We start from the raw sequence: 21,385 nt of genomic DNA on the forward strand, positions 1-21,385 counted from the left end.
TAACACAATAAATTATGGATTGGCAACTCGTAAACTTTATTTTTGATTATTATTCAACCCTTGATTCGCATTAAACAATTATTTTTTCGTGAGCCTTAAAAATATTATCCATTTCAGAAATGGATAAAGATGAATCCAAAATAATACAAATAGGTTGCTTTATTTCATGCAATCCTATATTTACACTTTCTGGCAGCTCTCTGACAGTTAATTTACAGTCATCTTGTTTTATTGTTTTTATGCTAGTAAGAACAGCATCTGACATTGCACGTATGTGATGAACGTCTGCTCTTGAGTGATCACTACTGATCCACTTGCTATTATTTGTATAGTCAGCAATTTTTCCATCTAGTGTAATTGCTTGTTTAAGCGTTATCCAAGGGCGTTTATAGTCAAACTTATGGAAATAACCTTTGTTTAATTCTCTATATTTCCTCTGTAGTTCTACTGATTGCAACTGCTTAATGCTTATCCCTTTGCTTTTTAGTGAATCAATCCCTTTTCCAGCAATCAGAGGATTAGGATCTGGCAATAAATAGATTACGTCAGTAATCTTAGACTTAACAATTTGCTCACAGCACGGTGGAGTTTTGCCAAAATGACAACAAGGCTCTAATGTTACGTACATGCTTATGTTGGTTTCCCCTAAAATTATTTCAGGAATATGTTCAAGCGCCAGTCTCTCAGCATGTTTCCCTCCATATAGTAAATGCGCTCCTTCCGAGATAATATGTCCGTCATGGACAATAACACATCCAACCATTGGATTAGGGCTTGTGGTATAGCAACCTTGCTTAGCAAGTTGAATTGCTCTATCCATAAAAATATAATCTTGCTCTAGTTTATAACCTTTCATAGCAGATCAGCCGTACAATTAATTGATTCTAACTCTACATCATAAATATTTCCATTATAGCTACTAGCTAAAAAACATTTTTGATCAGCATTGTAGATCATGCATGATATCCCTGAGGTACACGGTCTAAAATATTGCCATAAGCCACTGTCTAAATGATATATATAAATATCACCATAATAACCACCTGTAGCAATAAATTTCTTATCATCGCTTATAGCGATACATTTAATAGAGTGCTTGTGCGGTGTATTAATAATGCTTTGCTCAGTAAGGCTAGTTAATCTTAGTGTTAAGTCTCTACTTACTGAGACAAATTTATCGTCTTGATAATAAGTACATCCATTAATGATTTTATCATGGGCGCCTTCTAAGCGTTTCACACAATTAAAGTCATATATTGAATGAAATGCAGCATTGCAGTTTGCACTTACTGAATAAATAAAATTTTGTGATGTAGCGATCGACTTTATTGCATTATCATGGGCTTGAATTAGTTGGTATAAATTCAATGTCGCGCCATTTATCTTAAGGATGACAATGTCGCCTGTATAGGTACCAATGGCAACATAAGTGCATTCATTGTTTACATATTTAATAGCACAGTTTATAGGCGAGTGGTGTTGATAAACGCTCGTGACGACCTCACCACTTACTTGATAAACTGTACCAGTTTGCCCCCCAACTAATAAAAATTGATCAACCTTGATGATAAAATTACACAAACTTGGAACATCTGAAAGTGGATATTTATGTTTTTTTCCATTAACACTCCTGCAGATTATAGTTCCCGCATCACCAACGCTGAAAATATCATCATCGCTTTTACAGATGGCATTAATACCGGAGGTAGGCATGACATTAGTTAAGTCCCAGCTATCTGATTCGATATTTAACTTAGCGTAACTTGATCCAAATGTTGACACAACCAAGCTATTTTCATTCTGAAAATCACAAGATCTAGCCCAGATTTGATATGGGTAGGGCATTTTCTTAATTAAAACGAGATCGTTATTACTTGAAACTTGCCAAATAGCTACATACCGATCATAGCTCAAGCTAATAAGCTGACTAAATTCTTGAGAGTATAATAATCGTTTAATCCCAGCATTGTGTGCTTTAATCACTGATATCTCATCATTTTCAAATATATGGATTTCTCCTTTATCGTTGCCAGAAAAAATACATTCGTCACCTTTAATTGCAATTGTATCGGTCTCTACCCCCTTGAGGTCTGTTGAGCTAAGTAATTCTCCTGTAAATGGTGACCATCTTTTTATCGTTCCATCATCGCTACTACTAATAGCAATTTCATCATTAAGCCAAGACACTGATAATACATCTTGTTTGTGTCCTTTAAGTATATGGATAAGATTGCCTTCAATATCACAAAAATAAATATTATGATCCCTTGAGGTAAAAATAAGGTACTTATCAGAAGGATGAAATGCAACACCCTCTGTATCGTCTTGGGCGAATGAAAATATAGCTAAACAATGTAGTTCAGGGACAGACCAGAGTCGCACCGTATAGTCACTGCTACTTGAAAGTAACAATTGACCATTATGACTAAACGTACATTGATTAACCAAATGGTCATGCGAAGCAGAGGCAATGGCATTAGATCTAGTTGCCTCCCACAAAATTAAATTATTATCATAGCCTGCTGTCGCAACATAATTGTCCTTGGTGGCAACATCACTAATTGGACTAGAGTGCACAATCATATAACCTCACCGATGCTTAATCTGTGATTTGTTTTGACAACTTTAGCTTGCAAATACGCTATATTTTCAGGCTTGAGATAGCATCCTGTTTTGCAGATATCAACAACATTAATATTATGGTTATGCAGTTGGTTAACTTTGTCTGGATTGTTTGTGTATAATTTAATTTTGTTCATGCCTAATGCGTTTAGCATTTCAACAGCAGCAATATAACTCCGTGAATCATGGTCAAAATTTAACGCTTGATTGGCTTCATATGTATCCATACCTTCAACTTGTAGCTGATATGCATGAATTTTATTGTATAAACCAATCCCTCGACCTTCTTGACGCAAATAAAATATTACGCCACTTGTTGATGAAAATAATTCTAACGCTTCATTAAGCTGATCCCCACAGTCACATTTTTTGGAAGCAAATAGGTCTCCAGTAATACACTCAGAATGAACACGAACTTTCGGACAAACTTCAGAGTCTGCATGATTAAAAATTAATGCAAAATCTTCGGTATTACTTGATAGATTGCTGAAAGTGCAAAACTCTACATCTCCATAGCGCGTTGGGATGGCTACTCTCTGTTTTATTCTACTTTCCATACATCCTCCTTCCCTTATAGATGAATCCTAATGTGTGTAAACATTTTAATATGTATCAATATGTAACAAAATCCCCTATTTTGGGGGATATGCATCGTTCCTATGTGGTTGAAGGAAAAGTCAACGGGTAATTCTCGTGGGTGCATGAGTATAAAAAATTTAAATGAGTATTTAATTTTTGTAGCTTCACAACATGTAAATGCCAACTGCATAACGAATGTATGTAGCATCTCTGCCGCTCAAGTACCACGGACTTAGCCCGTGGGTATCTATGAAGTAATGTTGCTCATTAAATTTTTAGCAGTTACTTGGTTGACTTTTCCATTTACTTGAATAAGCATTAAAAGGTGCTTTTATAGTGCGATTATGGTCTTAAAGACAAATGGAAAGTAAATAATTTGAAAACAGGGGAGTAAGATGTCGTTAGAAAAGTTAGCATGGCATGAAATTGGTTTGGATAGTGAAGACTTTGATAGTTCCGAGCTACCGTTGCATGAGCTGTCTACAAGAAAATCACAGGTTCTTGAGTTATTGACCTCGGGCTTTAATACTAAAATGATTGCGAATGAACTTAGTCTTAGTGATGAAACAGTTAAAACACACATAAAACAGATCAAAGACCAGCTTCACTGCTGTAGTAGTCATGAGTTAATTAAGAAATGCTACCAATTACGTAAAAAAAGTGGATAAAATCACCAACATTGTTGGCTTTAAGATCGACTCAGATCGTTGTGTAAATGCGTTTAGTGATAAAGCTTAACCTCAACTAAAGCGGCAATGATTTCAGTATCTGAATACTCATCATCTAGCGGTATCAGCATATCTTTTTTGTTGAAAATGCCTTGCTTTATTTTTAGATATAAACTGCCATCGATTTGATAAATGTTTTGAATCGTATAATTACCTTTGCTTTGAATAACACAAAGACTGGGAAAGGCGATCTCTTCCAGATTTAAGTAATCAAAAATCAAAACGTTACCAGTTTGATAGGGTGCGATATTCTGATCAAGTTCAATGGCAAAGGCCCTTGTTGATAGTTGGTTATTGGCAATTTCGGTGACTTTGCTGTCATTGTCTTGATATTGGTTCGTAATAAATTGCGTTAAGTTTGCTTTGCTAATAACAGGACATAGGCGACTTGATTTTTGCAGTGTGCTTGCGTTGTCGACAAGGTTGTGACGGATAAAGTCATCAATGCTGACTTCAAAGAAATCGGCAAGCATCTTAATGGTTTCAATGGATGGATTTTTATTGGTTTGGCTGGTGATGTTATAAATTGTCGTTGCTGAACAGCCTACTCTTCTGGCGAGCTCACTCACTGACTTGATATCATGCTTGCGCATGAGATTAAAAATATTATGACTTAGTTGTTGTACTATGTTTGACATGGTTTCTCGACTCCCAAATTTCGTTATCAAGTATAGCAATGAATCTCGTCGTTTGTCAGTAGAATAAGCGTATATTCAGATAAAAATTACTTGAATAAGTAAAAATAGCTAAAATTTACTTTACAATAAAATTTTTGAGCGATAGTATTGAGTCCAAGTTTGTAGCGGGGGCTATCGAAACTTTAGGTGAGGGGCAGGGAGCTTCTGGGGTAAAGTTCCTAGAAAAAGGCTTTAGCGTGGGGCTAAAGCCTTTTTCATTTGTGTTTTATTTTAACCTGTTTTTCTGATTAGAAAATTCGATAAAAAATTAAATGTCAATGCTAGTAAAGCATTATAAATATTGCTAGAATGCCGCTGTAATTAAGACGAGTCCAAATTTATCCAAACTTAATTACGAGGTCATTTATGTTACGTATCACTGAAGAAGCCATCACTTTTGATGATGTGCTGTTGTCTCCTGGTTATTCCAATGTATTGCCACATCAAGTTTCATTAGAAACGCATCTTACGCGTAAAATAAAACTAAAGATGCCATTAGTATCCGCTGCAATGGATACCGTAACCGAATCACGCTTAGCTATTGCTATGGCGCAAGAGGGTGGCGTGGGTATTATTCATAAGAATATGTCGATCAAAGCACAAGCAGCTGAAGTGCGCAAGGTTAAGAAGTTTGAAAATGGTATGGTCATTGATCCGATTACCGCTTCACCTGCAACAACGATACGTGAGTTGTTGGCAATTACTGAGCAGTATCATTTCTCGGGTGTGCCGGTTGTTGAGGGTAAGGCACTCGTTGGTTTGGTAACCTCGCGTGATATTCGTTTTGCCAAAGATTTAACACAACCGATTTCAAGTATTATGACGCCAAAAGAGCGTTTGGTAACAGTTAAAGAAGGTGCACAAGAAGACGAGATTCAACGTTTATTACATCAGTATCGCATTGAAAAAGTATTGGTTGTCAATGACAGCTATGAACTTGTTGGTTTAATTACAGTAAAAGACATTCAAAAATCAATTGATAAACCCAATGCCTGTAAAGATGAGTTAGGGCGCTTGGTAGTTGGCGCAGCTGTTGGTACAGCAGGAGATACTGAGGCGCGCGTCAAAGCATTGGTTGAAGCCGGAGTTGATGTGATTGTTGTAGATACAGCACACGGTCATTCGCAAGGCGTACTTGATCGCGTTAAATGGGTAAAAACGCATTTCCCAAAAGTGCAAGTGATCGGTGGCAATATTGCGACAGCGGAAGCGGCAAAAGCGCTAGTTGAAGCAGGCGCTGATGGAGTCAAAGTGGGTATTGGTCCTGGCTCAATCTGTACAACTCGAGTGGTTGCTGGTGTTGGTGTGCCGCAATTAACGGCGATTTCTAATGTGGTTGCCGTGATGGCACCATTAGGCGTGCCTGTAATTGCCGATGGTGGTATTCGCTACTCTGGTGATATTTGTAAAGCAGTCGCTGCTGGTGCTTCAGTAGTCATGGTTGGTGGATTGTTTGCAGGAACAGAAGAATCCCCTGGTGAGGTCGAATTATTCCAAGGGCGTTCATATAAATCATATCGAGGTATGGGGTCATTGGGTGCGATGGCAAAAGGCTCATCAGATCGTTATTTCCAAGATAGTGTTGATGCCAAAAAGCTCGTACCTGAAGGTATTGAAGGTCGTGTTCCATACAAGGGCACATTATCTGCAGTAATTCATCAACTAATCGGTGGCCTGCGCGCTGGAATGGGGTATACCGGCTGCGCTACAATTACTGAGATGAATACCAAACCAACCTTTGTCAAAATCACAGGGGCGGGTTTTAACGAAAGTCATGTACATAATGTAATGATCACCAAAGAGCCACCAAACTATCAATTGAAATAACTAAATAAAGGCAATTACTTCTATCCTTATTTTATAACGTTGGCTGAGCGTTAGTCGAAGCCAATGATTGTTTCTTTGTCATTTGTGTATTTCCCTTCGACTTTGCTCAGGGTGCGATCAGGCTAATCTTGCTGCGTAATTACTTGGTTGATATCAAGAAAAAAGAGTGAAAAATAACAAAAAAAGCAGATTTGGAATCTAAGCGATTGTATCAGCATTAAAATTGCTCTATTGTATGCGGGTATTTTATGTATCGTTAAATAATTTACCGCGATGCAGTATTTATAAACCTTATTGTAAACTCAAAATAAAAGTGGAGTATTGGCTCATGAACGATAGATTGAAGATTAACGTTGGCTTGGCTGAGATGCTTAAAGGTGGCGTGATTATGGACGTTGTAACTGCAGAGCAGGCAAAAATCGCTGAAGAGGCGGGTGCTGTTGCAGTGATGGCGCTTGAACGCGTTCCTGCTGATATTCGTAAAGACGGTGGCGTGGCACGCATGTCAGATCCAAAGCTGATCAAAGAGATTATGGCAGCCGTGAGTATTCCAGTGATGGCAAAAGTGCGTATTGGTCATTTTGTTGAAGCGCAAATTTTAGAGTCGTTAGGCATTGACTTTATTGATGAAAGTGAAGTATTAACACCTGCGGATGATGAAAACCATATCGATAAGCATGCCTTTAAAGTGCCTTTTGTTTGTGGTTGTAGTAATTTAGGTGAAGCACTACGTCGAATCGGTGAGGGTGCTGCTTTGATCCGTACTAAGGGTGAAGCAGGAACGGGTGATGTGATTCAGGCAGTAAAACAAATGCGTGCATTAAATCGTCAGATCAAAGAAGTACAAATGGCAGATAGTGGTGAGTTAATGGCAATTGCTAAAAAACTAGCTGCACCTTACGAATTAGTAAGATATGTACATGAGCATGGCAAATTGCCTGTACCTAATTTCTCAGCTGGAGGTATTGCAACACCTGCTGATGCGGCAATGATGATGCAATTAGGTGCTGAAACTGTCTTTGTTGGTTCGGGTATTTTCAAATCGAATAATCCTAAAAAACGTGCTGAAGCCATTGTAAGTGCTGTAACACATTTCAATGATCCAGATGTGATTGCTAAAGTCTCAGAAGATCTAGGTGCGCCAATGACTGGAATCAACTGTGATCATTTGTTGCCACACGAGATGTTTTCAGTTAGAGGCTAGTAATGAATATCGGGGTACTTGCCTTACAAGGTGCGTATGATGCGCACCAGAAAAAAATTGAATCACTGGGTGTTAACTGCATTTTAGTTAAAACAGAAGCTGCTTTAGCTAAAGTTGATGCGCTGATTTTGCCCGGTGGTGAAAGCACAACAATGACGTATTTGCTGCAGAAACATCAACTGTGGCAACCATTGATTAAGCGCATGCAAGAGATTCCAGTTTTAGCAACATGTGCTGGTGTGATTCTATTACAAAAAATGGGTGTGTTGGATGTCGATGTTATCCGCAATGGTTATGGACGACAGTTAGAAAGTGGTATTTTCCCTCTGAACGTTAAATTTGACACAACAGAGGAAGAGGTCGAAGCCTTTTTTATTCGTGCACCGATTATTAATGCGATTAATGATAAAGAAATCGATGTCATGTCTTATCATTTAGATAAGCCAGTTTTAATTAGAAAAAATAAAATACTCGCAGCAACTTTTCATCCTGAGTTATGTCAAAGCTCGTCAGTGCATAAATATTTTGTTGATTTAATACGGCAATAGGAATATTATTACGTATTTTTGTGCATTGACTATAAAGCAATATTTTGCGATGATGCGCACCTATTTTTATTTGTTTATGAATTACTTTTGTAATGATTTCTTATTAAAACGAGGTTAAAGGTGAGAAACTATTTATTAGGGTGGGTCTTATTGGCTTTGGCAAGTGTGAGTTTTGCTGCAAATAATAATGAGAGCCCTGCAAAAGCAGCATCATCAGCGAATGCGGCAATTGGTCCTGAGTCAGCGCAGAAAGTAAATAGCTCTGATGATGAAGGACAGGATTCCTCAGATAAATCAAGCAAGGATGAGAGCTTTTGGACATTCTTGAAAGGTACACAGCCGGATAATGCTGTTTACTTAGGGATGTTTACTTGGCATTTTAATCCTGAAAGCCGAGCGCATGACCGTTGGTCGAATAATTTGATTGGTGGGCTTTATAACAGTATTTTTGTTGGTACTTTGCTTAATTCATTCAGCGATCGAGCTTTTGTGGTTGGGGTGCAACGCAATCTCTATACCAAACAGTTTTCGCAAAATAACCAAATGAATGTGGGCTATCGCTTAGGCTTAATTTCAGGTTATGACCAACGTATGTCAGATTTTGCTAAATATTTACCTGTATTACCGATTCCTGAGCTTTATATTGATTATGCTTATAAAAATTTTGGTGCAGAGTTATCTTATATTGGTGTGGTATTTACCGCGAAATTTTTTATCCGTTTTTAACGTTTTTAACTTTAAGCAGTAACAAGCTCAAATGAATGTCCTTTGTGCGCATGGCGTGCGCAAATAATAGCAAGCAACCCAATCACTAATACAAATGTCGCGAAATGGATACTCGTCATCGTAAACTGTGTTAATAAGAACGTTGCAGCCGCACCACCTAAGAAAGACATGAAGTTAAACAATGCCGCTGCTGATCCTGTAATATGATGCGGTGCGCTTGAAATAGCACCGGCACTTGCTGTTGGGCGAATCATGGCATAGCCTAGTGTTGTGATCCACATAGGCAATACTAAGGTATAGATATTGCTTGTGAATATGACATTTAAAAGGATGGTTAACACTGCACCTATTACCAGAAGTATTGCACCAGTAAGTACCAGTTGACTAATGCTAAAGCGTTTATTTAGTTTCGGTGCCAAAATAGACATAATCACAATTGCCAGTGAGTTAACAGCAAAAATGATCCCAAAGGCGAGTACTGAAAAGTGAAATACCCCGATAATTAGCATGCTACTTGCCGCAGCATATGAGAATAAAACACCATATGAACAAGCGCTTGTTAAAATATAACCTTGAAAGCTTTTGATTTTAAGTAATGATAGATAATTATCATAAAGTTGTTTGGGTTTTGTCGCATGCATATTTTTTTGTTGGATGCTTTCCTTAAATAGAAAACTAATAACCAATAGGTAAAATACGCCAAGCAACAGTAAAAATATAAAGCCACCATGCCAGCCAAAGAACTCTTGCAATACGCTACCAAGGAGTGGAGCAATTGCCGGACAAATACCAATAATCGCCATAATCATTGCCATTGCTTTAACAAGGTCTTCTTTTTTATAGACATCACGAGCAATTGCCATCGCTGCAACAATACTGCTGCATGTGCCTATTGCCTGAAAAAAACGTCCAATAAGCAACATGTGAAAGCTTGTTGAAAAGACAATCATTAAGCTCGCTGAAGTATAAATAACAAGTCCAATGACTAATATGGGTTTTCTGCCAAAGCGATCAAATAGTGGACCGTAAAAAAGTTGGGCAGCAGCAAGACCAATCATAAAAACGGTCATCACTAAACCGATATGAGCTGTATTAAATGTTCGCCCCATTTCTGGGAAAGAAGCAATAAAAACATCGTTGGCAAAAGGGGTAATAATGCAAACACTGAGAACCAAAAACATTATCTTATTTTTCATCTTATCCTCATTGGGCCTTTTATATAGGTATTAAATACCTGTTGACTATACTCTTGATGTGCGTAAAATGCAATAAAATTTTTGACTATGATTGAGTATCTACTCCAGTTACTAAGAAATGATGGTCATGGTCTGAGTAACCCCCTAAGGATATATTTGGAAATGTGAAAATGTTTGCGAGTGGTATAAAGGCTTCGATTTACGCTCAGATAATGTTTATATAATAAAAAGAACAGAGGAAAAATATGGCAAGAGAAAATAATTCCTGTTATGCAATTTTGAGTTTACTCAATAAAAAAGAATTGTCAGGCTATGGAATTAAAGCGCTTTTTGAAAAGATAGCCCACTTTTATTGGTCAGAAAGTAATGCACAAATTTATCCGATGCTTAAGCAATTAGAAGATCAAGGATTTGTAGAATCACGCTTAGATGAATCCAGTGGTAAACGTCAAAAGCGTATTTATGCAATTACAGAGTCAGGCCGTGCACATTTAATACAGTGGTTAATGCAACCAATTAGCTATGGTGGCAAAGAGCGTAATGAATTGTTATTAAAGCTAAGTAATGGTTTTGCGATAGATAAAGTAGAGGTTTTACAACATGTGAATAACTACATTACCCACTTACAAATGATGCAAATTAAGCTTGCTGAAGTGGTTAATCACATCAATGTTGATCATAGTGGTAGAGAGGATCAAGATTATCTGTTATTAGTATATCGCTATAATAAAAAGCGCTTAAAAGCTGAATTGGAATGGGCAAAAGAGACGGTTCAATCGCTACAGACGGTGTAAATTACATAACGCATCATATTGAAGCTCTAAAAATCATATCGTTTTAATCGTTTTTAAAGTGAAAACATGATAGGCTTTTACTTTAGTTGTAAAAAGCCTTGATTACTTACATTCTATGATAGAGACAGACCGTATTATCTCCGGGAGTAAACAAAAAGAAGATCAGCAGATTGATCGTGCGATTCGCCCTAAAATGCTCAAAGATTATCATGGTCAGCCAGTGGTGAAAGAGCAGATGGAGATTTTTATTGAAGCAGCAAGAAAGCGCTCTGAAGCTTTAGATCATGTGCTTATTTTCGGTCCTCCAGGTTTGGGCAAAACCACACTCTCACATATTATTGCCAATGAGATGAATGTCTCATTAAAACAAACCTCAGGTCCCGTATTAGAAAAGGCGGGTGATTTGGCAGCATTATTAACTAATCTTGAAGCCAATGATGTGTTATTTATTGATGAAATTCATCGTTTAAGTCCCGTGGTTGAAGAAGTGCTTTATCCGGCGATGGAGGATTATCAGCTTGATATTATGATTGGTGAGGGACCTGCGGCTAGATCAATTAAAATTGATTTACCCCCCTTTACTTTAGTAGGGGCGACGACTCGAGCAGGGCTTTTGACCTCGCCTTTACGTGATCGTTTTGGTATTGTGCAACGTTTAGAGTTTTATTCAGTTAGTGATTTAGCAGATATTGTAATGCGCTCAGCTAAGCTATTAAATGTGACAATTGAAGCATCAGGTGCCAAGGAAATTGCAAAACGCGCGCGTGGCACGCCTCGTATTGCTAATCGCCTGTTAAGACGTGTGCGCGATTATGCTGATGTTAAAGCCAAAGGTGTTGTTGACCATAAGATTGCGGATAAAGCCTTATCATTGATTAATGTTGACCCAGTTGGCTTTGATCATATGGATAGACGTTATTTATTAGCTTTGATTGATAAGTTCTCAGGTGGTCCTGTTGGCTTAGATACCATTGCCGCATCGATTTCAGAGGAACGTGGCACGATAGAGGATATGATTGAACCTTATTTGATACAACAGGGTTATATTATGCGTACAGCACGAGGGCGCGTGGCCACTCACCATGCTTATCGGCATTTTGATGTAGTCATGCCCGAGAAATTAAATGATTTGCAGCAGTTATCGTTAGATGATGAATACTAGGACTAAGACTAAATATTCACCGTGCCCTGAGCGTAAGTCAAAGGGTTCGCTATTGTAAATAAAGCAAGTGTAAGAGGGGAAGTTTTGGGTATTATTATTGGAATTATTTCAGGTATGTTATGGGGCTTAAACGATGTATTGACGAACGTTTACTCTGAGCAAGCCTTGTTTAGCGTGGCAACTTTTGCGGTATTAGTATTTGCGTTGATACTATCTTTGATGCAAGACAGTTTTTCTTGTATTGGGATTTATAGTTATCACACGATGCGTGGCAGTTTTAAAACAAATATGATTAAAACCAGACATAAGAATTTTTGGCCCTTAATCATTGCTGCCATTTGCGCGGGACCCTTAGGAATGGTCGCCGGTATTATGGGTATTGCTTACGCGGGACCTGTTTACGCCGGCGTTGTCACTTCATGCTATCCGGTTATTGCACTGATATTGGCAATGACTTTATTGCGAGAAAAGCCAATGAAGATAAAGATTGTTGGTATTATCTTATCAGTGATTGCAGTGATGTTTATCTCCATTGCAGGGGTTAGATCAGGTGCACCACATATTTTAATCGGCTTGATTTTCGCCAGTTGCGCAATGTTAGGTTGGGGGGCTGAGTCGATTTTATTCTCGATCGCGCAAAAATCATCAACACAAGATGTTTCGTGGCTTTTAGCGGTTCGTCAAAGTGTTTCAGCATTGAGTTATTTACTGATTCTTGTGGTATTGCTTATTTTTGATTATCAGCAAACATGGGCAGTGATAAGTCATCTATTTTTACCATTATTGATTGTCGGTTGTGTATTATCTGCCTCAAGCTCATATCTTGCTTACTATCATGCGATCAAACGCATAGGGGCAAGTCTTGGGACGACATTTAATGCAAGCTTTATTTTTTGGGCGGGCATTTTTAGTGTGTTATTTAATATCACGCATGTGCAGGAGTCATTTATCTTATGGAGTGTCGTGTTAATTATAGGGATTTATTTTGCTTCAAAAGGTAACAAAAAATATGTTCAGGTTGCTTGTTAAAAAGTTGCGAAAAAGTGCTAATGTTCTACACTTGGTTTGTCTATATAAAAGGAGTTTAGCGTAAGAAATGCCAGCATTATTTAATGTACTTAAACGCAGCAAAGTAGTTGTTAGTATTGTTGTTTTACTTATGATTGCTTATGTCGGTTATTTTTGGGCGACACGCTCGACATCAACCGATAATGCTTATGTTGTTGCAAATGTTCAACCGATTGCAGCGGAAGTTTCAGGCAAAGTGCAAGATATCTATGTAAGTAACAATCAAATGGTGAAAAAGGGTATATTATTATTTTCCTTAGATCCCAAGCCTTATGAGATAAAACTACAAGAGGCTAATTTAAACCTACAGGCTACACAAGTTGATTATCAGGCAGCAAAGGAGTTATTAGCAAATTACGCACAAAAAGATTTATTACAACAAAATGCCAGTGAGCTTCAGTTATTAAAAACAAAGGTTAACGCCACAGAAATTAAAGTACAGCAAGCACAATTAGCAGTTGATGCCGCAAAATCCCAGTTGGCAGCAACGAAAGTTTATGCTGTTGAAAATGGCATTGTTAGCAATTTGTTCTTAGCTAAAGGAACATTGGTGCATGCCTATCAGAGCTTATTTTCATTTATTGATACCAATCAATGGTGGGTGCAAGCTAATTTCAAAGAAACCGATTTGACTAATGTTAAAAAGGGAGATAAGGCTACTATCCGTTTGCGGATGTATATGGGTAATAAAGTCTATCAAGGAACAGTTGCCGATACGAATTGGGCGGTGGGCAGAAGAGCTTCTGATTCAGCCGATCTTTTGCAATCGGTGCCGCAAGAGAATCAATGGTTACTCTTGCCGCAGCGTTTTCCAGTAATGATTAAAATAGATAATCCAGATCCAAACTTTCCATTGCATGTCGGGGCAAGTGCGTATGTTACGATTGAACCGACGAAATAAACGTAAATATCGCGATAGTTATACACTGCCACAGGATCCTTATTTAGATATTGCTTATCATGTTATTGTTACATTCATGGCATTTTGTGTGTTGTTAATGTTTTATATGATTTTTCAATGGCCAGACTTTCTTATTTTCTTATTAGTCTCAGTGATGCTTATTTTTCTGAGTGCTTTTCCACTTGGTCAGTCGCGTTGGGGGCAGGTGAAAGCTTCTGTAATTATGAGCGTTGGAGTTTGGCTTTGTTTTACATGTGTTTTTGCTGTCGCAAGCTCAAAGGGTTGGACTATTTTTTTGGTGCTTATATTTTCTTTAAGCTATTATTTGCTGACACTTAAAGATATGAATTTGCGCTTATACCTTGGCATGAGTGTGCTTTTTTTGCCAATATTTATTCATTTAATTGATGATCCAACAATGATGGCGCCAATTGAGAATGTTCAGATGTTTGTTAATTATAGTGTGGCGATTATTATTTGTATGTTGTTCTCTATAGCAGTTGCTATGATCCAACCACGACGTTACGAAGCAAAGCTATTGATTGCAATGACTGAATACATCTATGCATTAAGGCGGATGTTAAGTAGTACAGACGAAAAGGGTTATCGCGATAACTTATACTGCATGTATCGACATTTGTATTATCTACGTCAACAAAGAGCTAAATGCTACAAGCATTTTAATGCTGAGTTTAATCAAATTATTGATGAATATATTGATGTGGTATATCAGATTGTAATGATTTATGTTTATATTATTAATAACCATGCGGTGAGTTTGCCATTTTACGAAGCATGTCTTAAAATTGATGCCTTATTGGGTCAGGATGATCTATCAATCAAAGCGAAAGCACTTGAAAATCGAGCGTTTCGTTTGCAGTTACTTGAAGAAAATATGCAATTAAAGCAGGCGATTGAACGTGCGGATATACGTTTGCAATTGTTAAATACACTTTATACAAAAGTCAAAGCATTAAGGAAAAAGTATGCTTAGTATCATGGATCGTCTAAGCATTTATCGTGCCGTTAGAATCAGTGTTATGCTTACCATTGCCGTTGCTGTATGGTTGATTTTTGATATAGAACGTGGTTATTGGATCGCAATGACTTTGATGATCATTTATATGCCTTTTGAACCAGGGCTTGTTAATAACCGTATCAAAATGCGACTAATTGGTACGATTGTTGGGCTTTTGTTTGGCTTCATTTTAGTTGAAATAATTATGGCACATGTTACTTGGATTGTCTTTTTGCCATTGCTGGTACTTTTTGTGCTTTATTTTTCAATGATCAATTACACCTATTCAGCCATGTTTGTGACCATTGCTGTTATGTTGCTTTATTCCGTGATGTACACCAAAGGCATGTCACCGGCAACTTTTATGTTAGCGCGATTAATGGATACCTTTGCTGCATGTGCTATTTGCTTTATTGCAGAGGTTTTTTTCAGACCAAGAAAGATGATCGCGCACGCTATCTTAAAGGACTTAGAGGATATCTTAGAGGCTTATGCCAAGCATTTTTCCCTGATGTATCAATCATTTGCAAAACACCAGTTTAAGAATATATCAATTGAGTATGCGACAAACTTTAACAATAGTTTGTTGAGTCTAAAGCAGGCGGCAGAGCTCAATAAATCAAAGTTAAGATTAAATCAGCAACAGTTAATGGATGCTTGTCTTGAGCCTGTCTTTAAAATGCGAGTGCATTTGCTGAGTTTGCATTATCTAGCAGAATATAATGAAAAAGAAATGCATGCGTTTATCGCTCAAAATAAGACAGTTTTTGAAACGATCTGTGATGATTTGAACCAGTTGCTAGATTATGATGACACGCGTCAACACGCTTTAGATCAAGTATGTGAGAATAAGCATTTCACCACAGATGTTGAAAAGGAAATTATAAATAATCTACACGCTTTTAATCATTTGGCGTATCAAGCGCAAAGTGCATTGATTCAGTTTAAACGAAGTAATAAGTCAAAAAGAAGTTGAGTTTTAATATCCCCCTCACCCGTTTAGACTCACACTGAACGACCTCTCTCAAGGGAGAGGTGCTAGCTGATAGTGGTTTATTTATAGATGAATTAGTATTATTGTTTGCTGATCAGGTGATCGTTGATCTGGCACAAAATGGCAGTATCTTCTTTTTTTAGTTCATTACAAGCTGCCTGAAGTGGCTCGCTAGAGATGAACACCAAACGCTGCTCAAGTACTTTAATTTGTTCAAGTAAACCTTCGCGCTTTTTTTGTAAACCTTGTAATAATGGATCGTTTTTAGCAAGGGCTGTTATGTGATCTGGTGTATTGTCTTGATGTTGCTTTTGTGTACTAAAACTTACTTCGTGCTCTTGGAAATGGCGTTTTGGTCTGTGTGGACGCTGATTGTGTTGTGATGTATTATTGCTTCTGCCATGAGTATTATTAGTACTCGTGTTTTTGTACTTATTATTTGGTTTGTTACTTTGTTCCTGCTGAGATTTAGCTTCAGTTGGCTTTTTGCGTTTTAGCGAGAGCGTTTTTCTAAATGGTGTATCTGTCATGAATATCGTTCTTTAAGGTTATTAATTACTATTTTGAAAGTTTAACCAAGTTATTGAGCAAGTATTATGCTTGCTTTTAAATTAGCCTGTCCTTATAATACACAGTTGATTGATAAGATCAATAAAAAACAGTGCTCAAAACATGATTTGGTGGGGAGTTCCTGTTGAATAACAAGTAACAAAAATATAAGATAATCAAGCTAAAGAGGAAAATATTATGCCTGCAACTATGCACTACGGCGATGCGCATAAACAAGATGCTCATCAACAAGATTTACCATTGCGTGATCATATCAAAGAAGTGATTGCAACCTATTATAAAAATATGGTTTCACAAGGTACTAAGCCGCAAAACGTTTATGAGTTGGTGATGGCTGAAGTTGAGCTGCCTTTGATTGAAGCAACAATGGAATACACTGGTGGTAATCAAAGCCGTGCTGCAAAAATTCTAGGTATTAATCGTGGTACTTTTCGTAAGAAATTAGCACATTACGGTATGTTGTAATTTCAACAATCTAAATATCTAAAGGCTGCCATGTGCAGCCTTTTTTGTTTCAGATAATGTGGCTATGACCATATTCCTGCCCACTTTGATTGTGTAAGCGTTGGCTGAGCGTAAGTCGAAGCCTTTATGAAGTATGATTTTCTCAAGCTACCCACTTCGACTGATGCTCAATGCACCGCTTCGACTTACGCTCAGGGTACGGTGAGCACTTGTGGGTGAGCATTTAGTCTTAGCCGATAATGTAATCTTTTAATTCATCAAAATGCTCAATCACTGCAAGAGCATTTAGGCTGTGTAAGTCGACACCATTGGCATAGCCGTGACTAATCAAAATATAGGGCATGTTATAGGCTTCAGCACAATAAGCATCATTGGCAGAATCACCAATCATAAGACTTGTTGTGATATCTGCATTTAGCATTCTAGCGGCATATTCTAAGGGTGCAGGGTTTGGCTTATAAAATGGTGTGGTATCACCGCCAACAACGCAATCAAAGTATTGATCTAAACCTAAATGTTCTAGTGTTTTAATGGCATGTGCTTCTTCTTTGTTTGTCACAACCGCCATTTTAATCTTAAGCTCTTTAAAATGAGTTAATGCGTTGATAACGCCAGGGTATATATGTGTGTGTTGCCCCATTGCTTCTTCATAATAATCTAATGTAAGCTTTAGTGCATCATTGGCATAAGTGGCGACTTTGTCAGGTGCTAAATCAAGTGATAATACTTTTTGAGTTGTTGTTGGAAAGCCTTTACCAATAATGCTAGCTGTTGTTTGATCGCAAATTGGATCCAATGAGAAATGTGCACGCATTTTATTCAATGCATAGGTGATGTCATTGACACTATTGATGAGTGTGCCATCAAGATCAAAAAAAAGGCTATTATAGTGGGTTTTATTCATGGTGATGCTTTTTAAGAAGGTTGTTTATCGCATGTTTGATTTGACCATCTTCTAGTGTCTTTGCCAAGTTTTTAAATGCAGTTTGTGCACTATTAGGCATATGTGCTTCAGATGAGCTTGTCTTTTGCTTTGGCTCAAATACAAGGACTAATTCTAAAGTGCTTAGGTCTTTAAAGTACTCACTGGTATTTAATAGTGCAATAAGATCTTTTTTAAGTTCGCGAAATTTAGCGATTAATTCAGGGATTTCTGTTTTTAACACCAATTTTTTGCCATTGTAAAAACACACTTTAGTATGGTTGAAATAGGGGATATCAAAATGCAGTAATTTTTGCTCGGTTGTTTTCACTAGTTCGTGTTGTTGTTTAATGGTATGCAACAGTGAGCCTTTTTTGTTTTTTCTGCTGCTTAAAAGCTCAGTGACAGATGTATTATTCTTACGGATCATTTTGATGCACTTGGCTTTTGTTATGGTATAAGTTGCAGTATAATCCAAAACCAGTTATGTGGAAAAGCCTTATCTAGGATATCAATGATTATTAAAAAATTATTTGGCAGTCGAAATGACCGCTTGATTAAAAAAATGCAAAAGACAGTTAATAAAGTCAACGCTTTAGAGCCAGAAATTGAGAAGCTATCTGATGCTGAGCTTGAAGACAAAACCCTTGAGTTTAAAGAAAGGTTAGCCAAAGGCGATAGCCTTGAGCAATTATTGCCAGAAGCCTTTGCGGTTGTAAGAGAAGCGGCAAAACGCGTGAAAGGTATGCGCCATTATGATGTCCAGCTTATTGGTGGAATGGTCTTGCATTCAGGAAAAATTGCTGAGATGCGTACTGGTGAAGGTAAAACCCTTGTTGCAACGTTGCCTGTATATTTAAATGCATTAACTGGTAAGGGTGTGCATGTGATCACGGTCAATGATTATTTAGCTTCACGTGATGCTGAATTGATGGGGCAAATCTATGGCTTCTTAGGGCTTACGACGGGTGTGATTGTTGCCAATTTATCACCTGATCAACGTCGTGCTGCCTATGCTTGCGATATCACCTATGGTACAAATAATGAATTTGGCTTTGATTATTTGCGCGATAACATGGCGTTTAGCAAAGAAGAGCAGGTTCAACGTAGTCGTAACTTTGTGGTAATCGATGAGGTTGATTCGATCTTGATCGATGAAGCGCGAACGCCATTGATTATTTCAGGTGCTTCAGAAGATAGCTCAGACATGTATTTGTTGTTTAATCGATTGGTACCAACCTTAGTTAAACAAGAAAACGAAGAAGCAACTGATGGCGATTATTATTTAGATGAAAAATCAAAACAAGCTTATTTAACTGACCAGGGTCACACAAAGATTGAAACGGCTTTGATTAAAGAAGGTGTGTTAAATGAAGGGGATAATCTCTACTCACCGCAACATGTGACAAAAATGCATTATTTAAATGCCTGTTTACGTGCTTATAGTTTATATCAGAAAAATGTTGATTATATTATTCGTGATCAAGAAGTGATTATTATTGATGAAAACACGGGGCGTGCGATGGAAGGGCGTCGCTGGTCAGATGGTTTACATCAAGCGATTGAGGCTAAAGAAGGCGTTAAAATTCAAGGTGAAAACCAAACACTCGCATCAATTACATTCCAGAATTTCTTCAAACTCTATAATAAGATGTCGGGAATGACGGGAACAGCAGATACGGAAGCTTTTGAGTTTCACGAAATTTATGGTTTAGAAGTAGTGGTTATTCCAACGAATCGTCCACCGCAACGTCAAGATCATCATGATCGCATTTTTGGTGATCAAAAAGATAAGTTTATGGCGATTGTTGATGATATCAAAGAACGTGTTGAAAAGGGGCAGCCGATACTCGTTGGTACGGCATCTATTGAAACCTCTGAGATATTATCAACACTTCTGCGTAAGAAAAAGATCAAACATGATGTGTTAAATGCTAAGCAGCATGCCAGAGAAGCAGCAATTATCGCACAAGCGGGTTACCCTGGAAATGTTACAATCGCAACGAACATGGCAGGTCGTGGTACGGATATTATCTTAGGAGGTAACTGGGAAGCCGAAATTGCTGAGATTGAAGAACCAACTGAAGCACAGATTAATGAAATCAAAACTGCATGGAAAGAACGTAATAAACAAGTCATTGAAGCGGGTGGTTTGTGTATTTTAGGCTCAGAGCGTCATGACTCACGTCGCGTTGATAATCAGTTGCGTGGTCGTGCTGGACGCCAAGGTGATCCAGGTGAGAGTCGTTTCTATTTGTCGATGGATGATAATTTGCTGCGTATCTTTGCTTCTGAAAGCTTAGCTAATCGCATGAAAAAAGCGCTTTCAGGTGGTGAGTCTATCCAGTTTGGCATGATGACGCGTTTTATTGCTAAAGCGCAATCTAAAGTTGAGCAATACCACTTTGATATTCGTAAGAACTTATTGGAATATGATAATGTTGCTAATGAACAGCGTTTGGTTATTTATAAGCAGCGTGAAGAATTATTAGGCAAAGATGATGTTTCTGAAATCATTGCTAATATGCGTTATGACGTTGCTGAAAAACTATTCCATGACCATGTGCCAGCAGGTTCAATGGAAGAGCAGTGGGATTTAGAAGGTTTAGAAAAAGCATTACTAGGTGACTTTTCTATTTCGCTGAGCTTACGTAAGTTGGTTGCTGAAGACGATCATTTACATGATGAGACATTAAAAGAGCTAGTGATTAAATCGATTGTTGAAGAATATCAACAAAAGACAGAAAACCTTGAGGCGCAGTCCATTCGTCAATTTGAAAAAATCAGTCTAATGCAAGCCTTGGATACGCATTGGCGTGAGCACTTAAATGCAATGGATCACTTGCGTAATAGTATTAATCTAAGAGGCTATGCGCAAAAAGATCCTAAGAATGAGTATAAAAAAGAGTCTTTTGAACTTTTCTCCAGTATGCTTGATAACTTCAAATATGAAGTAATTTCTAATCTTGCTAAGATCAGAATCCAAGCACCAGAAGAAGCACAGCGTATGGAAGAAGAGTGGAAAAACTCAATTAAAAATATTGAAGCTCAACATGAGGATGTTTTAGCCGGTGGCTCTTCATCACTACCTGATGAAGAAAATGCACAAAGTGCACAAAGTGCACAACAAAAGGCACATCAACCGTTTGTACGTGATGTGCCGAAAGTGAAGCGTAACGATCCATGTCCTTGTGGCTCGGGCAAAAAATATAAACAATGCCATGGTGCATTAGATTAATCTGATCTTTCTTTATTTTTGTTACTGAAGTGATGCACTATAGAAAAACTATGATTTTATAAACACCCCGTCAGCCTACGGCTGCCACCCCTCTTGCAAAGAGGGAAATTAGGTAGTGTTGATTTTATATTCCCCTCTTTTCAAGA

The 21,385-nt window shown here is 37.7% G+C and carries 21 protein-coding genes; 13 read left to right on the plus strand and 8 right to left on the minus strand.

The genetic code is table 11. The annotated features are described in order from the left end of the window. Positions 1–70: 70 nt before the first annotated feature. From ribD to ribA, 3 genes are read right to left on the minus strand one after another with little or no spacing between them, the layout of a single operon-like run. The gene (gene ribD / locus ACY10D_RS09540; protein ID WP_487000505.1) at positions 71–856 is read right to left on the minus strand and encodes a bifunctional diaminohydroxyphosphoribosylaminopyrimidine deaminase/5-amino-6-(5-phosphoribosylamino)uracil reductase RibD; all 786 of its coding nucleotides are present in this window, start codon (positions 854–856) and stop codon (positions 71–73) included. Continuing rightward, positions 853–2,583, minus strand: coding sequence for a WD40 repeat domain-containing protein (locus ACY10D_RS09545; RefSeq protein WP_487000506.1), 1,731 nt, complete (start codon positions 2,581–2,583; stop codon positions 853–855). The genes ribD and ACY10D_RS09545 overlap by 4 nt, the downstream gene beginning before the upstream one ends. Next, on the minus strand, positions 2,580–3,179 hold the full coding sequence (gene ribA / locus ACY10D_RS09550; RefSeq protein ID WP_487000507.1) for a GTP cyclohydrolase II RibA: 600 nt from the start codon (positions 3,177–3,179) through the stop codon (positions 2,580–2,582). Before ribA ends, ACY10D_RS09545 begins: the two co-directional genes overlap by 4 nt. 417 nt (positions 3,180–3,596) lie before the next feature. Between ribA and ACY10D_RS09555 the strand changes: the two genes are divergently transcribed. Next, positions 3,597–3,869 carry a response regulator transcription factor gene (locus ACY10D_RS09555; protein WP_487000508.1) on the plus strand — a complete coding sequence of 91 codons (273 nt, stop codon included), beginning with the start codon at positions 3,597–3,599 and terminating at the stop codon, positions 3,867–3,869. 53 nt (positions 3,870–3,922) lie between these two features. On the opposite strand, the gene ACY10D_RS09560 is transcribed toward ACY10D_RS09555, so the two are convergent. After that, a complete protein-coding gene (locus ACY10D_RS09560) occupies positions 3,923–4,567 on the minus strand; it encodes a helix-turn-helix domain-containing protein (protein WP_487000509.1) in 645 nt (214 codons plus the stop codon). Between the two features lie 405 nt (positions 4,568–4,972). Here ACY10D_RS09560 and guaB point away from each other — a divergent pair, with 405 nt between their 5' ends. From guaB to ACY10D_RS09580, 4 genes are all read left to right on the plus strand, one after another. Continuing rightward, positions 4,973–6,433, plus strand: a complete 1,461-nt coding sequence (gene guaB / locus ACY10D_RS09565) for an IMP dehydrogenase (RefSeq protein ID WP_487000510.1) — start codon at positions 4,973–4,975, stop codon at positions 6,431–6,433. Positions 6,434–6,761: 328 nt separating this feature from the next. After that, complete coding sequence (pdxS, locus tag ACY10D_RS09570) at positions 6,762–7,637, plus strand: pyridoxal 5'-phosphate synthase lyase subunit PdxS (protein WP_151193952.1); 876 nt, start codon at positions 6,762–6,764, stop codon at positions 7,635–7,637. A 2-nt stretch (positions 7,638–7,639) separates the two neighbouring features. Further along, the gene (gene pdxT, locus ACY10D_RS09575) at positions 7,640–8,185 is read left to right on the plus strand and encodes a pyridoxal 5'-phosphate synthase glutaminase subunit PdxT (RefSeq protein WP_487000511.1); all 546 of its coding nucleotides are present in this window, start codon (positions 7,640–7,642) and stop codon (positions 8,183–8,185) included. Positions 8,186–8,305: 120 nt separating this feature from the next. Further along, positions 8,306–8,911: a hypothetical protein gene (locus ACY10D_RS09580; RefSeq protein WP_487000512.1), complete on the plus strand. Its 606-nt coding sequence runs from the start codon at positions 8,306–8,308 to the stop codon at positions 8,909–8,911. A gap of 11 nt (positions 8,912–8,922) precedes the next feature. Here ACY10D_RS09580 and ACY10D_RS09585 read toward each other — a convergent pair whose 3' ends face one another. Further along, positions 8,923–10,107, minus strand: coding sequence for a multidrug effflux MFS transporter (locus ACY10D_RS09585; protein WP_487000513.1), 1,185 nt, complete (start codon positions 10,105–10,107; stop codon positions 8,923–8,925). 245 nt (positions 10,108–10,352) lie between these two features. On the opposite strand from ACY10D_RS09585, the gene ACY10D_RS09590 reads away from it, so the two are divergent. The 6 genes from ACY10D_RS09590 to ACY10D_RS09615 all read left to right on the plus strand — a co-directional run bounded on the left by ACY10D_RS09590 (position 10,353) and on the right by ACY10D_RS09615 (position 16,026). Next, positions 10,353–10,901, plus strand: coding sequence for a helix-turn-helix transcriptional regulator (locus ACY10D_RS09590; RefSeq protein WP_487000514.1), 549 nt, complete (start codon positions 10,353–10,355; stop codon positions 10,899–10,901). A 115-nt stretch (positions 10,902–11,016) separates the two neighbouring features. Further along, positions 11,017–12,063 (plus strand): Holliday junction branch migration DNA helicase RuvB, encoded by a 1,047-nt coding sequence (gene ruvB, locus ACY10D_RS09595; RefSeq protein ID WP_487000515.1) that lies wholly within the window; start codon positions 11,017–11,019, stop codon positions 12,061–12,063. An 84-nt stretch (positions 12,064–12,147) separates the two neighbouring features. After that, positions 12,148–13,092: a DMT family transporter gene (locus ACY10D_RS09600; RefSeq protein WP_487000516.1), complete on the plus strand. Its 945-nt coding sequence runs from the start codon at positions 12,148–12,150 to the stop codon at positions 13,090–13,092. Positions 13,093–13,159: 67 nt separating this feature from the next. Next, positions 13,160–14,032, plus strand: a complete 873-nt coding sequence (locus ACY10D_RS09605) for an HlyD family secretion protein (protein ID WP_487000517.1) — start codon at positions 13,160–13,162, stop codon at positions 14,030–14,032. Beyond that, the gene (locus ACY10D_RS09610; RefSeq protein ID WP_487000518.1) at positions 14,007–15,026 is read left to right on the plus strand and encodes a hypothetical protein; all 1,020 of its coding nucleotides are present in this window, start codon (positions 14,007–14,009) and stop codon (positions 15,024–15,026) included. The genes ACY10D_RS09605 and ACY10D_RS09610 overlap by 26 nt, the downstream gene beginning before the upstream one ends. Next, on the plus strand, positions 15,019–16,026 hold the full coding sequence (locus tag ACY10D_RS09615) for an FUSC family protein (protein WP_487000519.1): 1,008 nt from the start codon (positions 15,019–15,021) through the stop codon (positions 16,024–16,026). The genes ACY10D_RS09610 and ACY10D_RS09615 overlap by 8 nt, the downstream gene beginning before the upstream one ends. A gap of 98 nt (positions 16,027–16,124) precedes the next feature. Here ACY10D_RS09615 and ACY10D_RS09620 read toward each other — a convergent pair whose 3' ends face one another. Beyond that, positions 16,125–16,574: a hypothetical protein gene (locus ACY10D_RS09620; protein ID WP_487000520.1), complete on the minus strand. Its 450-nt coding sequence runs from the start codon at positions 16,572–16,574 to the stop codon at positions 16,125–16,127. Positions 16,575–16,791: 217 nt separating this feature from the next. Here ACY10D_RS09620 and ACY10D_RS09625 point away from each other — a divergent pair, with 217 nt between their 5' ends. Then, positions 16,792–17,079 carry a helix-turn-helix domain-containing protein gene (locus ACY10D_RS09625; protein ID WP_117003692.1) on the plus strand — a complete coding sequence of 96 codons (288 nt, stop codon included), beginning with the start codon at positions 16,792–16,794 and terminating at the stop codon, positions 17,077–17,079. Between the two features lie 229 nt (positions 17,080–17,308). Here ACY10D_RS09625 and ACY10D_RS09630 read toward each other — a convergent pair whose 3' ends face one another. Both ACY10D_RS09630 and ACY10D_RS09635 read right to left on the minus strand, forming a co-directional pair. Beyond that, complete coding sequence (locus tag ACY10D_RS09630; protein WP_487000521.1) at positions 17,309–17,983, minus strand: HAD-IA family hydrolase; 675 nt, start codon at positions 17,981–17,983, stop codon at positions 17,309–17,311. Beyond that, positions 17,976–18,431: a hypothetical protein gene (locus ACY10D_RS09635; RefSeq protein WP_192482842.1), complete on the minus strand. Its 456-nt coding sequence runs from the start codon at positions 18,429–18,431 to the stop codon at positions 17,976–17,978. Before ACY10D_RS09635 ends, ACY10D_RS09630 begins: the two co-directional genes overlap by 8 nt. Before the next feature lie 84 nt (positions 18,432–18,515). Between ACY10D_RS09635 and secA the strand changes: the two genes are divergently transcribed. Next, complete coding sequence (gene secA, locus ACY10D_RS09640) at positions 18,516–21,239, plus strand: preprotein translocase subunit SecA (protein ID WP_487000522.1); 2,724 nt, start codon at positions 18,516–18,518, stop codon at positions 21,237–21,239. Positions 21,240–21,385 lie beyond the last annotated feature (146 nt).

Source organism: Cysteiniphilum sp. (genome assembly GCF_057495195.1).